The 19,667-nt window shown below is 65.6% G+C and carries 22 protein-coding genes; 9 read left to right on the top strand and 13 right to left on the bottom strand.

Translation table 11 applies throughout. The features are described 5' to 3' along the window. Positions 1-211: 211 nt before the first annotated feature. The 8 genes from M8744_RS17130 to M8744_RS17165 form a co-directional block, all read right to left on the bottom strand. On the bottom strand, positions 212-2,410 hold the full coding sequence (locus M8744_RS17130; protein ID WP_251419974.1) for a 3-hydroxyacyl-CoA dehydrogenase NAD-binding domain-containing protein: 2,199 nt from the start codon (positions 2,408-2,410) through the stop codon (positions 212-214). Further along, entirely contained in the window at positions 2,407-2,874 is a 468-nt protein-coding gene (locus M8744_RS17135; protein WP_251419975.1) for a hypothetical protein, read from the bottom strand. Before M8744_RS17135 ends, M8744_RS17130 begins: the two co-directional genes overlap by 4 nt. Before the next feature lie 5 nt (positions 2,875-2,879). Beyond that, the gene (locus M8744_RS17140) at positions 2,880-4,091 is read right to left on the bottom strand and encodes an acetyl-CoA C-acetyltransferase (protein WP_251419976.1); all 1,212 of its coding nucleotides are present in this window, start codon (positions 4,089-4,091) and stop codon (positions 2,880-2,882) included. Positions 4,092-4,105: 14 nt separating this feature from the next. Beyond that, entirely contained in the window at positions 4,106-4,738 is a 633-nt protein-coding gene (locus M8744_RS17145; RefSeq protein ID WP_251419977.1) for a glutathione S-transferase family protein, read from the bottom strand. Between the two features lie 292 nt (positions 4,739-5,030). Beyond that, a complete protein-coding gene (locus tag M8744_RS17150; protein WP_251419978.1) occupies positions 5,031-5,243 on the bottom strand; it encodes a hypothetical protein in 213 nt (70 codons plus the stop codon). Positions 5,244-5,297: 54 nt separating this feature from the next. Beyond that, a complete protein-coding gene (locus M8744_RS17155; protein WP_251419979.1) occupies positions 5,298-7,076 on the bottom strand; it encodes an acyl-CoA dehydrogenase C-terminal domain-containing protein in 1,779 nt (592 codons plus the stop codon). 36 nt (positions 7,077-7,112) lie between these two features. After that, positions 7,113-7,514, bottom strand: coding sequence for a MerR family transcriptional regulator (locus M8744_RS17160; RefSeq protein WP_251419980.1), 402 nt, complete (start codon positions 7,512-7,514; stop codon positions 7,113-7,115). Positions 7,515-7,744: 230 nt separating this feature from the next. Continuing rightward, on the bottom strand, positions 7,745-8,119 hold the full coding sequence (locus M8744_RS17165) for a MerR family transcriptional regulator (protein WP_251419981.1): 375 nt from the start codon (positions 8,117-8,119) through the stop codon (positions 7,745-7,747). Positions 8,120-8,293: 174 nt separating this feature from the next. On the opposite strand from M8744_RS17165, the gene M8744_RS17170 reads away from it, so the two are divergent. From M8744_RS17170 to M8744_RS17180, 3 genes are read left to right on the top strand one after another with little or no spacing between them, the layout of a single operon-like run. Continuing rightward, positions 8,294-8,716, top strand: a complete 423-nt coding sequence (locus M8744_RS17170) for a PaaI family thioesterase (protein WP_251419982.1) — start codon at positions 8,294-8,296, stop codon at positions 8,714-8,716. After that, positions 8,713-9,222 (top strand): PaaI family thioesterase, encoded by a 510-nt coding sequence (locus M8744_RS17175; protein WP_251419983.1) that lies wholly within the window; start codon positions 8,713-8,715, stop codon positions 9,220-9,222. The genes M8744_RS17170 and M8744_RS17175 overlap by 4 nt, the downstream gene beginning before the upstream one ends. Then, positions 9,215-10,543, top strand: a complete 1,329-nt coding sequence (locus M8744_RS17180) for an MATE family efflux transporter (protein ID WP_251419984.1) — start codon at positions 9,215-9,217, stop codon at positions 10,541-10,543. Before M8744_RS17175 ends, M8744_RS17180 begins: the two co-directional genes overlap by 8 nt. Before the next feature lie 100 nt (positions 10,544-10,643). Here M8744_RS17180 and arsC read toward each other — a convergent pair whose 3' ends face one another. The 3 genes from arsC to M8744_RS17195 are packed head-to-tail and all read right to left on the bottom strand — an operon-like array spanning position 10,644 to position 12,372. Beyond that, positions 10,644-10,988 (bottom strand): arsenate reductase (glutaredoxin), encoded by a 345-nt coding sequence (arsC, locus tag M8744_RS17185; protein WP_251419985.1) that lies wholly within the window; start codon positions 10,986-10,988, stop codon positions 10,644-10,646. Then, positions 10,979-12,037, bottom strand: a complete 1,059-nt coding sequence (locus tag M8744_RS17190; RefSeq protein WP_251419986.1) for a quinone-dependent dihydroorotate dehydrogenase — start codon at positions 12,035-12,037, stop codon at positions 10,979-10,981. Before M8744_RS17190 ends, arsC begins: the two co-directional genes overlap by 10 nt. Continuing rightward, positions 12,034-12,372 carry a DUF952 domain-containing protein gene (locus tag M8744_RS17195; RefSeq protein WP_251419994.1) on the bottom strand — a complete coding sequence of 113 codons (339 nt, stop codon included), beginning with the start codon at positions 12,370-12,372 and terminating at the stop codon, positions 12,034-12,036. Before M8744_RS17195 ends, M8744_RS17190 begins: the two co-directional genes overlap by 4 nt. Before the next feature lie 121 nt (positions 12,373-12,493). Here M8744_RS17195 and M8744_RS17200 point away from each other — a divergent pair, with 121 nt between their 5' ends. After that, positions 12,494-14,068, top strand: coding sequence for a bifunctional metallophosphatase/5'-nucleotidase (locus M8744_RS17200; RefSeq protein WP_251419987.1), 1,575 nt, complete (start codon positions 12,494-12,496; stop codon positions 14,066-14,068). A gap of 65 nt (positions 14,069-14,133) precedes the next feature. Beyond that, positions 14,134-15,120 (top strand): NADPH:quinone reductase, encoded by a 987-nt coding sequence (locus M8744_RS17205; protein WP_251419988.1) that lies wholly within the window; start codon positions 14,134-14,136, stop codon positions 15,118-15,120. A gap of 14 nt (positions 15,121-15,134) precedes the next feature. Here M8744_RS17205 and M8744_RS17210 read toward each other — a convergent pair whose 3' ends face one another. Continuing rightward, positions 15,135-15,722 (bottom strand): hypothetical protein, encoded by a 588-nt coding sequence (locus M8744_RS17210; RefSeq protein WP_251419989.1) that lies wholly within the window; start codon positions 15,720-15,722, stop codon positions 15,135-15,137. Between the two features lie 227 nt (positions 15,723-15,949). Then, positions 15,950-16,378, bottom strand: a complete 429-nt coding sequence (locus tag M8744_RS17215) for an FKBP-type peptidyl-prolyl cis-trans isomerase (RefSeq protein WP_251419990.1) — start codon at positions 16,376-16,378, stop codon at positions 15,950-15,952. Positions 16,379-16,565: 187 nt separating this feature from the next. Between M8744_RS17215 and M8744_RS17220 the strand changes: the two genes are divergently transcribed. The 4 genes from M8744_RS17220 (at position 16,566) to M8744_RS17845 (ending at position 19,590) form a co-directional block, all read left to right on the top strand. Beyond that, positions 16,566-17,252 carry a haloacid dehalogenase type II gene (locus M8744_RS17220; protein WP_251419991.1) on the top strand — a complete coding sequence of 229 codons (687 nt, stop codon included), beginning with the start codon at positions 16,566-16,568 and terminating at the stop codon, positions 17,250-17,252. Then, positions 17,252-18,076 carry an alpha/beta fold hydrolase gene (locus M8744_RS17225; protein ID WP_251419992.1) on the top strand — a complete coding sequence of 275 codons (825 nt, stop codon included), beginning with the start codon at positions 17,252-17,254 and terminating at the stop codon, positions 18,074-18,076. Before M8744_RS17220 ends, M8744_RS17225 begins: the two co-directional genes overlap by 1 nt. Then, the gene (locus M8744_RS17230; protein ID WP_251419993.1) at positions 18,073-19,050 is read left to right on the top strand and encodes a threonine ammonia-lyase; all 978 of its coding nucleotides are present in this window, start codon (positions 18,073-18,075) and stop codon (positions 19,048-19,050) included. Before M8744_RS17225 ends, M8744_RS17230 begins: the two co-directional genes overlap by 4 nt. A gap of 231 nt (positions 19,051-19,281) precedes the next feature. Then, entirely contained in the window at positions 19,282-19,590 is a 309-nt protein-coding gene (locus M8744_RS17845; RefSeq protein WP_353049802.1) for an AAA family ATPase, read from the top strand. Positions 19,591-19,667 lie beyond the last annotated feature (77 nt).

Consider the following 19,667-nt stretch of genomic DNA (forward strand, 5'->3'; position numbering starts at 1 on the left):
GCGCCGTGGATAGCGCGGGGTTCGGCTAGGGCTTTGACCCTTAGGCCAAAAGGAAACCGCGCCCGTGGGGCGCGGTTGCAGGTTTTGCGGGGGCCTTGCCCGCGCCGGGGGCAGGGGGCGCCGCCCCCTCTTGGCCCATGCCGGGCCAATTCACCCCCGGGGTATTTCCGGCAAGAGGAAGCGGGGCGGCGTTTGCCCCGCCTCCCATCGGTTACGCGGCCTGTTGCCCCTGCGGGCCGAAGCGGCCGTAGAAGCTCTGGCCCTTGTCGGCCATCTCGCGTAGCAGGTCGGGGCAGGCGAAGCGGTCGCCATAGGCGGCTTGCAACTGGTCGCAGCGTTCGGCGGCATATTCGGCTCCCAGGATGTCGAGCCAGCTGAACGGGCCGCCCGACCACGGCGCGAAGCCCCAGGCCAGGATTGCGCCCACGTCGCCTTCGCGGATGTCCATCAGCACGTTTTCTTCCAGCGCGCGGACCGCTTCGAGCACCTGCGCGAACATCAGGCGGTGTTGCACCTCGGTCAGGTCGGGCTGGGGGGCGAGCCGGGGGTAGAGATCGGCCAGGCCCGGCCAATACCCCTGCCGCTTGCCGGTTTCATCGTAGTCGAAGAACCCGGCCTTGGCCTTGCGCCCCAGGCGCCCGCGCCCTTCCATTTCAAAGATGATCTCGTCGACCTCGCCATCGGGATAGGCATTGCCCATCGCGGCCTTGGTGGCGCGGGCGATCTTGGCGCCCAGGTCGATCGAGGTTTCATCGACCAGTTGCAGCGGCCCCACCGGAAAGCCCAGCATCCGTGCCGCGTTGTCGATCAGCGCGGGGGCCACGCCTTCCTTGACCATGCGCATCCCCTCGTTGATGTAGGGGATGATGCAGCGGTTGCAGTAGAAGAAGCGTGCATCGTTTACCACGATGGGCGTCTTGCGGATTTGCCGGACGTAATCCAGCGCCTTGGCGGTGGCACGGTCGCCGGTTTTCTCGCCCTTGATGATTTCCACCAGCAACATCTTTTCGACCGGCGAGAAGAAGTGGATGCCGATGAACTGTTCAGGCTTGTCGGACGCCTTGGCCAGTTCCGTGATCGGCAGGGTCGAGGTGTTGGAGGCATAGATGCAATCTGGGCCCACGGAGGCGAGCGCCTTTTTCGTCACCTCGGCCTTGACGTCCATGTCTTCGAACACGGCCTCGATGATCAGGTCGCAGCCTTCGAGCGCGGCGTAATCGGTGGTGGGCGTGATCAGGCCCAGCATCTTTTCCTTTTTCTCTTCGGTCACCTTGCCGCGCTTGATGCCCTTTTCGAGATACGTCTCGGAATAGTCCTTGCCCTTTTCGGCGGCTTCTTGCTTGGCGTCGATCAGCACCACCTCGATGCCGGCCTGCGCGCTGACCAGCGCGATGCCCGCACCCATCATGCCTGCGCCCAGAACGCCCAGCTTTTTCACGCGCTGATCGGGGGATTCGGGGCGGTTGGCCCCCTTTTCCAATGCTTCCTTGTTGAGGAAGAGCGAGCGGATCATTGCTGCCGAGGACGGGTTCATCAGCACGTTGGTGAACCAGCGCGCCTCGATCTTGAGCGCGGTGTCAAAGGGCACCAGCGCGCCCTCGTAGACCGCCGACAGCAGGGCCTTGGCCGCCGGGAAGGCGCCCTTGGTCTTGCCGTTCACCATGGCGCTGGCGCCGACGAACGTCATGAAGCCCGCGGGGTGATAGGGCGCGCCGCCGGGCATCTTGTAGCCTTTGGCATCCCAGGGTTTCACCAGGTCGGCATCCTTTGCGTTCAGCACCCAGTCGCGTGCCGCCTGCACCGGGTCATCCACCACCTCGTCGATGATGCCGGCGGTCTTGGCCTTTTGGGGCTCGACCAGCTTGCCTTCGAGCAGGTAGGGGCTGGCCGCCATCGCGCCCAGTTTGCGCACCAGCCGGGTGGTGCCGCCGGCGCCGGGGAAAATGCCGACCATGATTTCCGGCAGGCCGATCTTGGCCTTGGGATTGTCGGCGGCAAAGACGCGATGGGTGGCCAGCGGCAATTCCAGCCCGATCCCGACCGCGGTGCCGGGCAGGGCGGTGGCGATGGGTTTCCCGCCCTTCTTGGTCTTGGAGTCCATGCCGGCCAGCTCGATCTTGCGCAGCAGGGCATGCATTTGCATGATCCCGTCGAACAGCCCCTGCGCCGGGTTGTCACCGGCCTGTTCCTTCATCTCGGCCAGCACGTTGAGATCCATCCCGCCGGCAAAATCCTTCTTGGCGCTGGTGATCACGATGCCCTTGACGGCGGTATCGGCCAGCGCGTCGTCGATGCATCTGTCAAGCTCTTCCAGCGCCTCGCCGGTCATGACGTTCATCGACTTGTCCGGGCAATCCCAGGTGATGGTGGCGATGCCCGCGGCATCCTTCTGAATTGTGAAATCTGTCATTTGTCCTGATCCTCTTGGTCGGGGTCGCGCGGGCGAAAGCGGTTGTCCACGATGTCGGCGCGCCCCAAAGTCCAGTTGATATGCCCCAGCGAGCTGCGGATGATGGTGATGCGCCACTCATCCCCGGCCGGCTGAAGCACGAATTGCGTCTTGAACGGGTCGACCACGCGTTGGGCGCCGCGCAGCATGTCGGTTGTCACCAGAACCTCGATCCAGTCCGGCTCGATCACTTCGAACGCGACGAGCCCGCGAATGATGTCGGTGACGCCCTGGATGGTTATCGCGTCGCGGTAAAGCGCCCAGTCATCGCGCAGGCTTGCCCGGTCCGCCAGCACGTAGGATTGGCCATTGCGCGGCACCACCCGCAGCGGCAGACGAAAGGCCGACGCGTAGACGTCGAAATCTCCGTCAAGCAGCCCGCGGGTGATCCGCTCGGCCAGTCCCTCGAACTGGGCGGCATCCATCTTGCTCAGACCCGCTCGATGATGGTGGCCGCGCCCATGCCGGACGCGATACAAAGCGTGGCAAGACCGGTGCCCTTGCCGGTGCGCTCAAGCTCGTCCAGCAGGGTGCCGATGATGATGGCCCCCGTGGCACCCAGCGGGTGGCCCATGGCGATGGCGCCGCCGTTGACGTTGACCTTGTCGGCATCCACGTCGAATGCCTGCATGAAGCGCAGCACGACGCTGGCAAAGGCCTCGTTCACCTCGAACAGGTCGATATCCTTGATCGACATGCCGCTTTCGGCCAAGATCTTCTGGGTCGCGGGCACGGGGCCCGTCAGCATGATCGTCGGGTCGGTGCCGATCTTGGCAGTCTGCACGATGCGCGCGCGGGGCTTGAGCCCGTATTTCTCGCCGAACGCCTTGGAGCCGATCAGCACCCCGGCCGAGGCGTCGACAATGCCGGACGAGTTGCCGGCGTGGTGAATGTGGTTGATCCGCTCCAGGTGCGGGTATTTCATCAGCGCGACGGCATCGAAACCCGGCATCACCTCGCCCATTTCCTTGAAGCTGGGCTTGAGCGCGCCAAGCGTCTGCATGTCGGTGCCGGGGCGCATGTATTCGTCTTGATCCAGGATCGGCAGGCCGTTCTGGTCGGTCACCTCGATGATCGACTTGGCGAAACGCTTGTCCTGCCACGCGGCTACGGCGCGCCTTTGCGACTCGACGGCCAGCGCGTCGGCCTGGTCGCGGCTGAAGCCATACTCGGTGGCGATGATATCGGCCGAAATGCCCTGCGGCACGAAATAGCTGTCCATCGCCACGCTGGGGTCGACGGCGATGGCCGCCCCGTCGCTGCCCATGGCCACGCGGCCCATCATCTCGACGCCGCCGGCGATATAGGCCTCGCCGGCACCCCCGCGCACCTGGTTGGCGGCCAGGTTGACCGCCTCCATGCCGCTGGCACAGAAGCGGTTGATGGCCAGACCGGGAATCGATTCATCGAGTTCCGAGGCCAGAACCGCCGTCCGCGCAAGGCAGCCGCCCTGTTCCATCACCTGGGTGACGTTGCCCCAGATCACGTCCTCGACGGCGTGACCCTCCAGCCCGTTGCGCTCTTTCAGCGCGTTCAAGACCAGCGCCGATATCCGGACCGAGGTCACTTCGTGCAGGGCGCCATCCTTGCGGCCCTTGCCGCGCGGCGTGCGCACGGCATCGTAGATATATGCATCTGTCATCATGGTCTCCTTTGTCACGCCCGGTCCGACGGATTGCCGGGCATCAGGTCGTAGGGGTGTTTCCAGCCGTCCAGGCCTTCGATATTCGAAAGCCAACGGTCGATATTGGTCCATTCGCTGCGCTCGAACCCGAATGGCTCGGGGTAGAAAAGATAGCCGCAGCAGGAAAAGTCGGCATTGGTCGGCCCGTCGCCCACGATCCAGTCGCGCCCGTCGAGATGGGCGTTCAGGGTCTGGTAGGCTGTTTTCAGGCGTCCCAGGTTGAAGCCGATCACCTCGGTCGGGCGCTTGTCCTCGGGCAGGAAATTCATCATGAACCGCGTCATGCCGGCCATCGATGACAGCTTGTGGTTATCCCACAGAACCCAGCGCAAAACCTCGTATTTCTGGTCCGGGGTGCCGCCGAACTTGCCCGTTCTGTCGGTGATATATTGTTGGATCGCGCCCGACTGCGTCAGGCGCATGTCGCCATCCTCGAGCACCGGGGCCTCGCCCATCACGTTGAGCGCGCGAAATTCCGGCGCACGCGAGGCGCCGCCGAAGAAGTCGACATGGACCGGTTCCCAGTCCAGCCCCGACAGCTCCAGCGGCAGCGCGGCCTTGTAGGCGTTGCCGGATTCCCCGAAACAATGCAGCTTGATCGTCATATCGTTCCTCCCTTTGGCCGGCGGAGCGGTGGGGGTTTTGCACCCCCACACCCCCGCAGAGTATTTTCGGCAGCAAGAAATCCTGGCTTCGTTTACTGCCGGTCAAGGTTAATCGCCCTAGCGTCGTCCTGCGCCACAGGCTGGAGAGCCGATGGGCGTGCAGTGAGAAGTTCCCGGCCCGACATATACGGTAGCCAATCCGGTGGCGCGGGTCGGGGCATTTCGCGCCCCGACTTCTTGCTGCGAAAAGTACTCCCGCCGGAGGCTCCCGTACGATCCACGGCGTGCGCAGTCATCGTTTTCGCGCGTCCAGCTCGGAATTGAACAGCCGCAGCCGGTGGCCGAACGTGTCTTCGTCGATCACACTATCGAAGTTCTCGAAAAGAAACGACAGCGCTTCGCCCTCGTCCAGCCCCGCTTCACTGGCGAACCTTCGCAACCGGCGATAGCCGTCTTCGGTCATCGCGGCGTTGAAACGGCGGGTCAGGCGAAAGCGTTTCGGCATTGGCGGCCTCCGTGTCGGACTGGGTGGGGTGGGCAGGCCTGCCCACCCCGCTACTCAGAAATTGGCGGCTTCAAGCTCCATCACCGGCTCCGCGCCCGAGTTGATGCGTGCAAGGTGCATCGTCGTGGCGGGCAGGCGGCGGGCCATGTAGTAACGCCCGGTTGCCAGCTTGGTACGGTAGAAGGCTTGGTCCTGCGTGCCGGCCTCAAGCGCCTCATGCGCGGCCTTGGCCATCTGCGCCCACATCAGGCCCAGGCAGACATGCCCGAAAAGATGCATGAAGTCATAGCTGCCCGACAGCGCCGCGTTGGGGTTCTTCATGCCGTTCTGCATGAAGAACATGCCGGCCGATTGCAGATCCTTGGACGCGGATTTGAGCGGATCGAGGAAATCCTTTTTCAGCGCTTCGTTGCCTTCGTTTTCCTTGATGAAATCCTTGACCAGGTCAAAGAAGGCCATCACGTGCTTGCCGCCATCGGTGGCCAGTTTGCGGCCCACCAGGTCAAGCGCCTGCACGCCGTTGGCACCCTCGTAGATCATGGCGATACGCGCATCACGGGCGAATTGGGACATGCCCCATTCCTCGATGTAGCCGTGCCCGCCATAGACCTGCTGCGCCAGGATCGTCATGTCAAAGCCTTCGTCGGTCAAGAAGCCCTTGATGACCGGCGTCATCAGGCTGATCAGCCCGTCCGCGTCCTTGTCCTGCATCCGGTGGGCCCGGTCGATCAGCGAGGCGCCCCACAGCATGAAGGCGCGCCCGCCCTCGGCAAAGCTTTTCTGATCCAGCAGCGCGCGGCGGATATCGGGATGCACGATCAGCGGGTCGGCCGGGCCATCGGGGTTCTGGGCCCCGGTCACGTCACGGCCCTGCAGGCGGTCCTTGGCATAGTCCAGCGCGTTCTGATAGGCCACGTCGGCCTGCGCCAGCCCTTGCATGCCGACGCCGATCCGCGCCTCGTTCATCATGGTGAACATGGCGCGCATGCCCTTGTGTTCTTCGCCCAGCAGGTAGCCAGTCGCCTCGTCATAGTTCATGACGCAGGTGGCGTTGCCGTGGATGCCCATCTTTTCTTCCAGCTTGCCGCAGGACACGCCGTTGCGCGCGCCAAGGCTGCCATCTTCGTTCACCATGATCTTGGGCACGATGAACAGCGACACGCCCTTGATGCCCTCGGGGCCGCCGGGAATTTTCGCCAGAACCAGGTGGATGATGTTCTCGGCCATGTCGTGCTCGCCCGCCGAGATAAAGATTTTCTGCCCCGTGATCTTGTAGCTGCCATCATCCTGCGGCACGGCCTTGGTGCGCATCAGCCCCAGGTCTGTGCCGCAATGCGGCTCGGTCAGGTTCATGGTGCCGGTCCATTCGCAGCTGACCATCTTTGGCAGGAAGGTGTCTTTCTGCTGGTCGGTGCCATGTGTCAAGATTGCCGAGGCCGCGCCATGCGTCAGGCCCTGGTACATCGTAAAGGCTTGGTTGGCGGCCGAAAAGAATTCGCCCACCGCGCTGCCCATCACGTAGGGCATGCCCTGGCCGCCATATTGTTCGGGCATGTCCAGCCCGGGCCAACCACCTTCGCGTACTTTTTCGAACGCGCCCTTGAACCCCGTGGGCGTGCGCACGACGCCGTTTTCCAGCCGGCATCCCTCGGTGTCGCCCACCTGGTTGATCGGCGCCAGCACCTCGGAGCTCAGCTTGCCGGCTTCTTCCAGGATCGCATTGGTGAAATCGGCCTCAAGCTCGGCATAGCCGGGCACGTCCTGGCCAGTCACTTTCAGAACGTCGTGCAGGATGAACTGCATGTCTTTCACGGGGGCTGTATAGCTGGGCATCTCTCTCTCCCTGGTCGATACTGGGGGCGGGCCGGGTTACTCGGCGGCCCGTTTCTGGGTCTTCATCGAGGCGATGATCTTTTCGCCCCATTTCATCTGCTCCTGCAGATCGGCAATCGCGGCGTTCAACTCTTCGCGCTGCCGGATCAGGTCATCCAGCCGCTGCTGGGCAATCTCGTAGGTGCGGGTCAACTGGGTCTGCTGCTGGTCGCCCACGTGGTAAAGGTCGAGCAACTGCCGTATTTCTTCCAGGTTGAATCCAAAGCGCTTGCCACGCAGGATCAGCTTGAGCCGGGCCCGGTCGCGCCGTGTGAACAGGCGCCTTTGCCCTTCGCGGATGGGAAACAGCAATTCCTTGGCTTCATAGAATCGCAAGGTGCGCGGTGTGACGTCAAAAGCGTCGCACATCTCGCGGATGGTCATGGTTTTCTCGGTCATGGGTCAAACCTTTGGCACTGGTTTCATGTGCCCCACCTGTGTGCAGCGACGCCTCGTTACAACAGCTAACAAGGTTGACGTAACAGGGACGCAACGTCACTTTTGGCTTTACGTAAGATCACGTTGCGTAAACCGCGATCCCGCGCAATATCCTTACGTGGATATCACCCGCGTCAGCCGCGCCGAGGACATGAAACCCTGCCCCGGCAAGCGCCCGGCCGGGCGTGGCCTCAGTCGATTCCCAGCTTTTTCGCGGTATCGTCGCGCAGCGCGTGCAATTCGGTGATCGCCTCTTTCAACTGGGCCTGTTGCTCGGCCAGTTCCACGAGCTGGCGGTCGGCCATCTCGATCCAGGCGTGCATCTGCGCTTCGGTGCCTTCCTGCTCGTAGATCAGCAGCCATTGCCGGATCTCTTCCAGCGGAAAGCCGAACTTGCGGCCACGCAGGATCAGCGTCATGCGGGCACATTCGCGTGGCCCGTAAAAGCGGGCGCGCCCTTCGCGGTCGGGCGAAAGCAGCTCGATATACTCGTAGTAACGCAGGGTGCGCGGCGTCACGTCGAACTTGGCGCACATTTCCTTGAATGTCAGTCGGTTGTCGGACATCGGGCTCCCCTCCGCTCAGGCTGCAGACCATACTCCTGCCGAAACCGGCGTCAATGCCGTAACGTCACATCGTGAAGGGCGGCGCAGGGCACGCGCCCAGATAGCACTTGAACCCCGCCCGACAAGGCCGAATAACTGGTCGCGCTGAAACGAACCGGCCACAAGGGAAACGCGATGATCGACAAGGTAAAGACGGCGCGCCAATTCACCGAGGCGATCCCCCATGCCAAGGCGCTTGGGATGAAGTTCACCGATATCGGCTCGGGCACCGCGGAAATGCGGATGCCCTATGACGAACGGTTCATCGGCGACCCTGAAACGCGGGTGATTCATGGCGGCGCCGTCTATGCGCTGCTTGATACAACCTGCGGCGCCGCGGTGATCGCGCACCCGTCGAACCCCGGCGCAACGGCCACGATCGGGCTGCGCATCGACTACATGCGCGCCGCCACGCCCGGCCAGGCGATACGCACGCGGGCCACATGCTATCACCTGACGCGCACGGTGGCCTTCGTGCGCGCCGAGGCGCTTGACGACGACGACACCAACCCGGTGGCTACCGCCACCGGCACCTTCACCGTGGAGGGCGTGAAATGAGCCGCAAACGCCCCGAACCCGTTCAGGTGGTCAAGCAACGCCGCGATGACGCGCTGGCCGCGCTGGTGCATGGCGTGCCCTATATCCAGTTCCTCGGCATAGAGTTCGACCGTCGCGGCGACGAGCTGACCGGTATCCTGCCCTATGACGACAAGCTGATCGGCAACCCCCTGCTGCCCGCGCTGCACGGTGGCGCAACCTCTGCCTTTCTCGAGGTGACGGCGGTGATCGGCCTGTCTTGGGCCGTGCTGTGGGAAGAGTTGGAACGCGGCGAGCTTGATCCCGACGAGCTGATCGCCGGCCATCTGCCGCGCCTGCCCAAGACGATAGATTTCACCGTTGACTACCTGCGCTCGGGGCTCCCGCGCGATGCCTATGCGCGCGCGCGGGTCAACCGTTCGGGCCGGCGTTACGCCAGCGTCCATGTCGAGGCATGGCAAGACAATCGCGCGCGCAGCTATGCACAGGCAACGGGTCATTTCCTGATGCCCAACCGCGATGGATGAGGCCGCAAAGCCACTGACCCACGCCCGCGTGCTCAAGATCGCGATCCCGATCATGCTGGCCAACGTGACCGTGCCGATCCTGGGCGCGGTCGATACCGGCGTGGTGGGGCAACTGGGCCAGGCCGCCCCGATCGGCGCGGTGGGCGTGGGCGCGGTGATCCTGTCGGCGGTCTACTGGATCTTCGGGTTCCTGCGCATGGGCACCACCGGCCTGACCGCGCAGGCCGTGGGGCAGGGCAACCGGCCCGAGGTCGCGGCCCTGCTGACCCGCGCGATTGCCATCGGCCTTGCCGGGGGGCTGGCGCTGATCCTGTGCCAGTCGCTTGTCATCAGGGGCGGCTTCGCCGTCGCGCCCGCCAGCGCCGAGGTCGAGGCGCTGGCCGCCACCTACATGCGCATCCGGGTATGGTCGGCCCCCGCCGCCATCGCCATCTACGGCATCACCGGCTGGCTGATCGCGCAGGAACGCACCCGCGCGGTGCTGGGGCTGCAACTCTGGATGAACGGGCTGAACGTGGTGCTCGATCTTTGGTTCGTCCTGGGGCTGGGCTGGGGTGTTGGCGGCGTGGCCACCGCCACCTTCATCGCCGAATGGTCGGGGCTTGCGCTGGGCCTGTGGCTGTGCCGCGCGGCCTTCCGGGTGCCCGACTGGTGCGACTGGGCCCGGGTTTTCGATTCCGTGAAACTGAAACGCATGGCCGTGGTCAACACCGACATCCTGATCCGCTCGCTCTTGCTGCAGACGATCCTCGTGTCCTTCCTGCTGCTGGGGGCACGGTTCGGTGACGTAACGCTGGCCGCCAACCAGGTGCTTTTGCAATTCATGAACATCACGAGCTACGCGATGGATGGGTTTGCCTTCGCGGCCGAGGCCCTGGTGGGCCACGCCGTGGGCCGCCGCAGCGCCCAGCTGGTGCGGCGTTCGTCCATCATGGCGGCGTTCTGGGGCGTGGGCACGGCGGTGCTGATGGCGGCAGGCTTTGTCGTGCTCGGCCCGGCCATCATCGACACCATGACCACGGCCGCGCCGGTGCGCGCCGCCGCCCGCGACTACCTGCCATGGATGGCGGCGGTCCCGCTTCTGGGCGTGCTTCCCTTCATGCTGGACGGGATATTCATCGGCGCCACGCGCAGCGCGGACATGCGCAACATGATGGCGGTTTCCGCGGCGATCTATGCCTTGGCCGTCGTCCTGCTTATCGGCCCGCTGGGCAATCACGGGCTGTGGCTGGCGTTGCTGATCTCCTTCGCCGCGCGCGGGTTGACGCTGGCGCTCCGCTATCCGGCACTGGAACGCGCGGTGGTCGCCGGCGCGACCTGATCTTCCTCTTGCCCGAAATACCCCGGGGGGAGTCGCGCTTTGCGCGACGGGGGGCAGCGCCCCCCACGCGGTCGGACAGGCGACGCCTGTCCGAAACCGCTTACAAGAGATCCAAGACCGCCTCGGGCGGGCGGCCGATCACCGCGCGGTCACCGGTGATGGCAATGGGCCGCTCGATCAGCTTGGGATGGGCGGCCATGGCGGCAAACAGCGCCGCGTCATCGGCCTCCGGGCACAGCCCGGCCGCCTTGAACTCGGGCTCTTTCCTGCGCACCATCTCGATCACCGGGCGGTCCAACAGGGCATGAACGCGGCGCAGCTCGGCCTCGTCGGGCGCGTCTTCCAGGTAGCGCCGTAGCTCCACCGGCCCGCGTTCCTCCAGCAGCGCCAGCGCCGCGCGCGATTTCGAACAGCGCGGATTGTGCCACAGCAAGATCACAGCCACGCCTCGCGCTGCGTGCCCACCGCGTCGGCCACGTTGGTAAAACCGTCGCGCGCCAGCAGCTCGTCCAGCCCTCGCGCGATGCGGCCGGCCAGCGACAGCCCCTCGTAGACCAGCGCGGTATAAAGCTGCACGGCGCTCGCGCCCGCCCGGATCTTGGCATAGGCATCCTCGGCCGAACCGATGCCGCCCACGCCGATCAATGGCAGGTCGCCGCCGGTCAGTTGGCCCAGCCGCGCCAGAACGCGGGTGGACTTGTCAAACAGCGGCGCCCCCGACAGCCCGCCCGCCTGGTCGCGCAGCGGGCTTTGCAGCCCCTCGCGCGACAGGGTGGTGTTGGTGGCGATGATCGCGTCGACCCCCGTCGTTCGGGCCACATCCGCGATTTCCGACAATTCGCCATCCGACAGGTCCGGCGCGATCTTCAGGAACACGGGGATGCGCGCGGGCAGCCAGTCGCGCGCCTCCATCACCCCCGCCAGCAGCGCCGACAGCGCCTCGGCCCCCTGCAGGTCGCGCAGCTTCTCGGTATTGGGCGACGACACGTTCACGGTGGCAAAATCCAGCCACTTGCCGCAACGGGCCAGCACGCGGGCGAAATCCTCGGCCCGGTCGGCGCTGTCCTTGTTGGCGCCCAGGTTCAGCCCCAGCACCATGTCGCGCGGGCGCTGCGCCAGCCGGGCGGCAATCGCCTCCATCCCCGCGTTGTTGAAACCGAAGCGGTTGATCGCCGCGCGGTCCCGAGCCAGGCGAAACAGGCGCGGGCGCGGATTGCCCGGCTGCGGGCGCGGCGTGGCCGCCCCCACCTCGACAAAGCCGAACCCGGCACGCGCCAGCGGCGACAGCGCCTCGGCGTTCTTGTCGAACCCGGCCGCCAGGCCAACGGGGTTGGGCAGGGTCAGCCCGGCCACCGAGCAGCGCAGCCTGTCCGAGGTGACTAGCCCCGGCAGCGGCACCGCGCCCATCCGCAACCCCAACAGCGCCAGGCCATGCGCGCGCTCGGGGTCGATCCGGCGCAGCGCCGCCAGGCCCAGCCTTTCCAGCGTGCTCATGCCAGGCCCTCGGGGAAACGGTGCAGCCCGTCGACCAGCGGCAGCGGCGCCGACCAGGCGACATCGTCAAAACGCATCGGCCGGTACAGATGCGGAAACAGCGCGCCTCCGCGCGATGGCTCCCATCGCAAGGCCTCGCCCATCGCCTCGCTTTCACAGGCGACCAGCACCAGCGCGTCCTCGCCCGCGAAATGCCGCGCGGCGGTTTCGGCGACGGTTTCGGCGGTGGAAAAATGCACGAACCCGTCGGCCACGTCCACGGGCGCTCCGGCGGTTTCGCCGGCTTCGGTCAATTGCGCCCATTCATCGGCGCGGAATATCTTGTAGATCAGCATGGCGCCGGTTTGCCCCCAATAGGCGGTGGCGGTCAAGCGGCATCGCCGCGCAACGCCTTTGACAGTGCCCGCGCCGCAGGGCACCCTTTGGACAATCGAAAGTTTCATGCCGGAGGTTCGCATGCCCATCCGTCTGTTCACCGGCGCGGCGGCGCTGACGCTTTGCGCGGGCATCGCGCAGGCCGATTATACCCTGACCATCCTGCACACCAACGACTTCCACGCCCGGTTCGAACCGATCAGCAAGCATGACAGCGGCTGCGCCCCCGCCGACAACGCGGCGGGGGCGTGTTTCGGCGGCACCGCGCGGCTGGCAACGGCCATTGCCGCGGCGCGGGCCCGCGCGAACAACACCGTGCTGTTCGATGGCGGCGACCAGTTCCAGGGCACGCTGTTCTACACTTATTACAAGGGCCGGATGGCGGCCGAGTTCATGAACAAGCTGGGCTATGACGCGATGACCGTGGGCAACCACGAATTCGACGATGGCCCCGAGGTGCTGCGCGGGTTCATGGATGCGGTGGATTTTCCGGTGTTGATGTCGAATGCCGACGTGTCGGACGAGCCGAAGCTGGCCGGCGTCTTGCAGAAATCCACCGTGATCGAGCGCGGCGGCGCCCGGCTGGGCCTGATCGGCCTGACGCCGGAGGATACCGATGAGCTCGCCAGCTCCGGGCCCAACATCGCCTTCACCGACCCCGTGGCCGCCGTGCAAGCCGAGGTCGACAGCCTGTCGGCGCAAGGCGTCGACAAGATCATCGTGCTGTCGCATTCGGGCTATGGCGTCGATCAGCGCGTGGCGGCGGAAACCACCGGCGTTGACGTGATCGTTGGCGGCCATTCCAACACCTACCTGTCCAATCAAGGCGACCGGGCCGAGGGGCCGTATCCCACGATGGTCAATGGCACGGCCATCGTGCAGGCCTATGCCTATGGCAAGTTCCTGGGCCAGCTTGACGTGACATTCGACGACGAAGGCGCGGTGATCGCGGCCATGGGCGAGCCACTGATCATGGATGCCGCGGTGCCCGAGGATGCGGCCACCAGGGCACGTATCGCCGAACTGGCGCAGCCGCTCGATGAAATTCGCAACCGCGTGGTGGCCGAAACCGCCCGGGCCATCGATGGTGAGCGGGGGGCATGCCGCCGGGGCGAATGTAGCATGGGCAACCTGGTAGCAGACGCCATGCTTGCCCGCGTGCGCGACCAGGGTATACAGGTCGCCATCCAGAACGGCGGCGGCCTGCGCGCCTCGATCGACGCGGGGCCCGTCACGATGGGCGAGGTGCTGACGGTTCTGCCCTTCCAGAACACGTTGTCGACCTTCCGGGTAAAGGGCGCGGTGCTCCGCGCTGCGCTGGAGAACGGCCTGTCCCAGGTCGAGGACGGGGCAGGGCGCTTTCCGCAGGTGGCGGGGATGGAATTCACCTATGATCGCGATGCCGAACCGGGCGCCCGCGTGCTGTCGGTTCGGGTGATGGGGCCGGATGGCTGGGCGCCGCTCGATCCGGCGCAAAGCTATGGCGTGGTGTCCAACAACTATGTCCGCAACGGCGGCGACGGCTACGCCATGTTCGCGTCCGAGGCGGTCGACATCTACGATTTCGGCCCCGACCTGGCCGATGTGACGGCCGATTACCTGGCCCGGAACGGGCCCTACATGCCCTATCTCGACGGGCGGATCGCGGCGCGCTAGCGCCACGTTTCGCTTTCCCATGCTTCCGCTTTCCCCTAGCGTCCCCGCCAAAAGGGAGGCCACAGATGAAAGCGATCACCTATTCCGAATTCGGTCCTGCCGCGCAGGTGCTGGCGCTGCACGAGCTGCCCACGCCCGACCCCGCCCCGGGCGAGGTGCTGGTACGGCTCAGCCATTCGGGGGCCAACCCCTCGGATGTCAAGGCGCGCGCGGGCAGCCGGCCGGGCGTGACGAAACCGCCATTCCCGCAGGTCATCCCCCATTCTGACGGCGCGGGCGAAATCGTGGCCGTGGGCGAAGGCGTCGATGCGTCGCGCGTGGGCCAGCCCGTCTGGATCTGGAACGGCCAGTGGCAGCGCCCTTTCGGGACCGCGACCGAACATATCGCGCTGCCCGCCGACCAGGCCGTGCCGCGCCCCGACTGGATCAGCGCGGAAACCGGCGCGACGCTGGGCATTCCTGGCCTGACGGCAGCCCATGCGGTGCTTGGCGGCGGCGACGTGGCGGGCAAGACATTGCTCGTTTCCGGCGGCGGCGGGGCCGTGGGGCATAACGCGGTGCAACTGGCCGCCTGGGCCGGCGCCCGCGTGATCGCCACCTGCTCCCCCCGCGACAAGGCCCGCGTGCGCGCCGCCGGTGCGCAAGAAGTGCTGGAGTATCGCGACCCGGACCTAGGGGGAAAACTGCTGGAGCTGACAGGCGGGCACGGCATCGACCGCGCGGTTGAAACCGAGTTCGGCATGAATGCCGCGATGCTGGGCGAGGCGATGGCGCCGAACGGCACGGTGGCCGCCTATGGCTCGGCGCTTGACATGACACCCACGCTGCCCTTCGGTGCTTACCTGTTCAAGGCGATCAGCATCGACATCCTGCTGATATACCTGTTGCCCGACGGGCCCCGCCAGGCCGCCATCGACGCGCTGCACCGCGCGATCGGGGAAGGGGCGCTTTCACCGGCCATTCACGCCGCGTTCCCGCTGGCCGACTGCGTCGGGGCGCATGAATGTATCGAGGCGGGCAACCGCGCCGGGGCGGTCTTGCTGACGATCTGACTGGTGGCAGGCCCTCAGTCGCGCTGCATCAGCTTGCGGCGCGCGGCCTCCACCCCGTCTTCGAACCCTTCGCCATCGCCGTAGTCCAGGAACTCGGCGTAATGGTCATGCCGCCCGTCCACCCGCGCGGCGTGCTTGATCGGGCACCAGTAGGCCTCGGTCCGGCCGGCGATTTCGCGCACATAGGCAATCAGCCCGTTGGCATAGCCGCAATAGACGCAGTTCAGCTTTTGCAGCCCGTTGAGATAGGCAAGGTGGTGCCGGTCGATCCGGATATGATCGGCGCGGCGCACCTTCGGGATGCCGTAGACCGGAAAGCACACCGCCTGGTAGACCGTCACGAACAGGTCCAGCAGCACGAAGGGCACGATCATCGCGTAGATCAGCGGCGCGGTCAGCACCACCATGGGGCGCGTGCGGCGCAGGAAGGTGCCCAACCGCACGCGCATCTCGCGGTGCCGCCTGCGTGCCTCGTCCTCGAACTCGACCCGGCCCTGCCGCAGCGTGTAGCGGAATTTCTCGCCGCGTTGGCCGATTTCCTCTTCCAACTCGTCTTGCAAGGCCCGGATACGGGCGATCAGGGTTTCGATCGTGCTTGGCATTGTGCTCTCCCTACGAGTCGTGCCGGAGACTAGCAGGAAAAATAGGAACGCGGCAGTCGCTTGCAAGCTGGCCAGGCGAACAGGATGCGCGCAGGCCAGCCGGGCCATCGGGGCCGTCACGCGGGCTCTTCATGAAAAACGCCCCTGCGCTTGTGCGCGGGGGCGTTTCAATCTCTACGGCGGGCAAAGCCGCGCCCCGTGTGGGCGCGTGCAGGTGCCGGTATGGCTCAGGCGATCTCGACCAGTTCGATGTCAAAGGTCAGGTCGCGGCCGGCCAGCGGGTGGTTGGCGTCCAGCGTCACTTCGGCCTCGGTCACTTCGGCCACTGTCACGGGCATGACCTGCCCCTGCGGTGTCTGCACCTGCAGTTGCGTGCCGATTTCCAGCGGGATATCCGCCGGGATCTCGGCGCGGGGCACCGACTGGCACGCGCCCGGGTCGGGCTGGCCATAGGCCTCGTCGCAGGGCACTTCGACGGTTTTCTTTTCGCCCACGGCCATGCCGGGCATCGCCTTGTCGAGGCCGGGGATGATCTGGCCCGAGCCCACGGTGAACTCCAGCGGGTCACGCCCTTCGGAGCTGTCGAAAGTGGCGCCGTCGGCCAGTGTTCCGGTATAGTGAATGCGGACGGTATCGCCCTCTTTGACTTGCGTCATTCCAAGTATCCTATCTTTCGGGGGTTAAGTTCAGAGGCCGCGTATCTGCGCGGGTGCTCTTGCGTTCGAAGGCAAGTGTAGCCGAACCCGCCGGGCCACGCAAACAGGTCGCGGCGGGGCGGCTTTTTGCGCTTTTCCAATCGCGGCGCGCGTGCCAGTCTGCCCCGGCGGACAGGAAGGGAACAGCATGACCATAACCACTTGTATCTTTGACGCCTATGGCACGCTTTTCGATGTATCGGCCGCCGCGCGCCAGGCCGCCGAAGGCCCGGATGGCGACAAACTGGCCCGGCACTGGCCAAAGCTGGCCGCAGATTGGCGCGCCAAGCAACTGCAATACAGTTGGCTGCGCGCGATCACCGGCGATCACACCGATTTCTGGACCGTCACGCAGGACGGGCTGGATTGGGCTCTCGAGGCGCAGGGGCTGGACGATGACACCGCCCTGCGCGATCGGCTTCTGGAACTTTACTGGCAATTGCAGGCCTACCCGGAAGTGCCGCAGATGCTTGCCGCGCTCAAGAAGGCGGGCCAGAACACCGCGATCCTGTCGAATGGCAGCCCCGACATGCTGTCGGGCGCGGTGCAATCGGCGGGCTTGGGCGACGTGCTTGATGACGTGCTTTCGGTCGAAAGCGTGGGCATCTTCAAACCCGCGCCACAGGTGTATGACATGGTGCTGCAACGCTTTGGCGTGGACAAGCGCCACGTTCTGTTCGTGTCCTCGAACGGCTGGGATGCCGGCGCCGCCGCCGCCTATGGATTCGTGACCGCCTGGGTCAACCGCGCGGGCGAACCCGTCGACCGCCTGCCGGGCCGACCGCACCACATCCTGCCCGACATGACCACGATTCCCGAACTGGCGGGGGCCTGATGTCCGACTTCACCACATCCGACGGGCTGCGCCTGCATTACGAGGACGAAGGCACCGGCCTGCCGCTTTTGTGCCTGCCCGGGCTTACCCGCAACGCGCGCGATTTCGATTTCGTGGCGCCGCACCTGGGGCACGCGCGGCTCATCCGCATGGATTACCGCGGGCGCGGGCAATCCGAATGGGCCGACCCCGCAACCTACACCGTCCCGCAAGAGGCGCGCGACGCGCTTGAGCTGCTTGACCACCTGGGCATTGAAAAAGCGGCCGTGCTGGGCACCTCGCGCGGCGGGATCATCGCCATGATGCTGGCCGCCACCGCGCATGACAGGCTGCTGGGTGTCGCGCTGAACGATATCGGCCCGGTGGTCGAACCCGCGGGGCTCGACGCGATCATGGATTACCTCGGCCGCGAGCCGGGCTTCGACGATTTCGACCAGATGGCACGGGCCCGCCAACAGGCCACCGCGGCCACCTTTCCCGACGTGCCGCTGGCGCGCTGGCGCCAGGAGGTGACGCACACCCATGTCGAAACCCCCAAGGGCCTGCGCATCAATTACGACCCGAACCTGCGCCGCGCGGTCGAGGCGGCCGCCGCCAAGGGCACGCCCGACCTGTGGCCCCTGTTCGAGGCCATCGCACCGCTGCCCGCGGCGGTGATCCACGGCGTCAACTCCGACATCCTGTCAACCGCCACCGTTGACGAGATGGCCCGCCGCCACCCCGGCCTGGTCGTGGCCCGCGTGCCGAACCGCGCGCATATCCCCTTTCTCGACGAGAAACCGGCCCTCGAGGCCCTGCAGGCGTGGATCGCGAAAATGCAATGAACATCGACATGATCCGCGCCGCCGACGCGCGGCTGGCCGGGCAGAAACGCATCACGCCGCTGCTCAACGCCCCGCTGCTCGACCAGCAGATCGGCCGCAAGCTCTTCGTCAAGGCCGAGTGCCTGCAACGCACCGGCAGCTTCAAGTTCCGCGGCGGCTTCGCGGCGGTCTCGGCGCTGGCCGCGGCCACGCGCGAACGCGGGGTCATCGCCTATTCCAGCGGCAACCACGCGCAGGGCGTGGCGCTGGCCGCCGCGATGCACGGCGCGCCCGCCGTCATCATCATGCCCGCCGATGCCCCCGCCATGAAGATCGCCAACACCCGCGCCTACGGGGCCGAGGTGGTGCTCTATGACCGGGTGGGCGGCGAAAGCCGCGAGGATGTGGGCGCGCGCCTGACCGCCGAACGCGGCATGACGCTCATCAAACCCTATGACGAGCCGCAGGTGATCGCCGGGCAGGGCACCGCCGGGCTGGAAATCGCCGTGCAGGCCGCCGAGGCCGGCGTGGAAGAGTCCGACGTGCTGGTGTGCTGCGGCGGCGGCGGGCTGACCTCGGGCATCGCCCTGGCCCTCGCCGCCGAGGCGCCCGGCCTGCGCGCCCGCCCGTGTGAGCCCGAGGGCTTCGACGATGTCGCCCGCTCGCTCGCCGCCGGCACGATCCAGTCCAACGCCAATCCCGCGGGCAGCATCTGCGACGCCATCGTGACGCCCGCGCCGGGCGACCTGACATTCCCCATAATGGCCGCGCTCTGCGGCCCCGGCCTTGTCGTCACCGATGACGAGGTGCTGCGCGCCATGGCGCTGGCATGGCAACACTTCAAGATCGTGGTCGAGCCGGGCGGGGCGGCGGCGCTGGCCGCGGCCATCTTCCACGGCGAGGCCGTGCCCGGCGAGGCCGTGATCGCCGTCGCCACCGGCGGCAATGTCGACCGCGCCATGTTCACCCGCGCGCTGGACACGCTGGAGGCGTAGGGGGGCGGGGCGGTCTGGGCGATTGGGGTGGGGAGTGGGTGTTCGCTGAGCCCTGCAACAACGGCTGCTCTGCGCAGAATGCGGATTTTGCAAAGTTTGGCCGAGCCAACGGTGAGTGCTGTCATTCGTAGATTGTACGCTTTCTGGTTCAGCCAGCGCATTTTCGATTTTACGGTTGCAATTTTTCCCTGTTACTTCAATCTTGGAGCGAAATCTGAATGAGGACTGGCTTTGAAACTTGTATCGTTCTCCGTCGAAAACTATCGGAGCATTACTACCGCCCGAAAAATTCCTTTGTCCGACTATTCTTTGCTCGTGGGAGCTAACAATGAAGGGAAATCCAATATACTTCATGCTCTCACACTTGCGATGGATGCTCTAATCGCATGGCATAGACAAGTCCGAAGAACTACAGATGGAAAGGTGATACGAACCACGGCAAGCGTCGCTTCAGGTAGATATCGGCGCATGGGCTACGACTGGGAAACTGACTACCCTATTGGGAAACAGGGAAAGTCCTCTAGGGTCAGGACCCATTGATTTCTGCGAGGCGGCGTGATTCACGGTTCGAAAAACGAGCGGTGAACATGTCTGATCTCTTCTGGTTGACCGACGCC

It is taken from the genome of Lutimaribacter degradans, assembly GCF_023703375.1.
Lineage (GTDB): Bacteria > Pseudomonadota > Alphaproteobacteria > Rhodobacterales > Rhodobacteraceae > Lutimaribacter > Lutimaribacter degradans.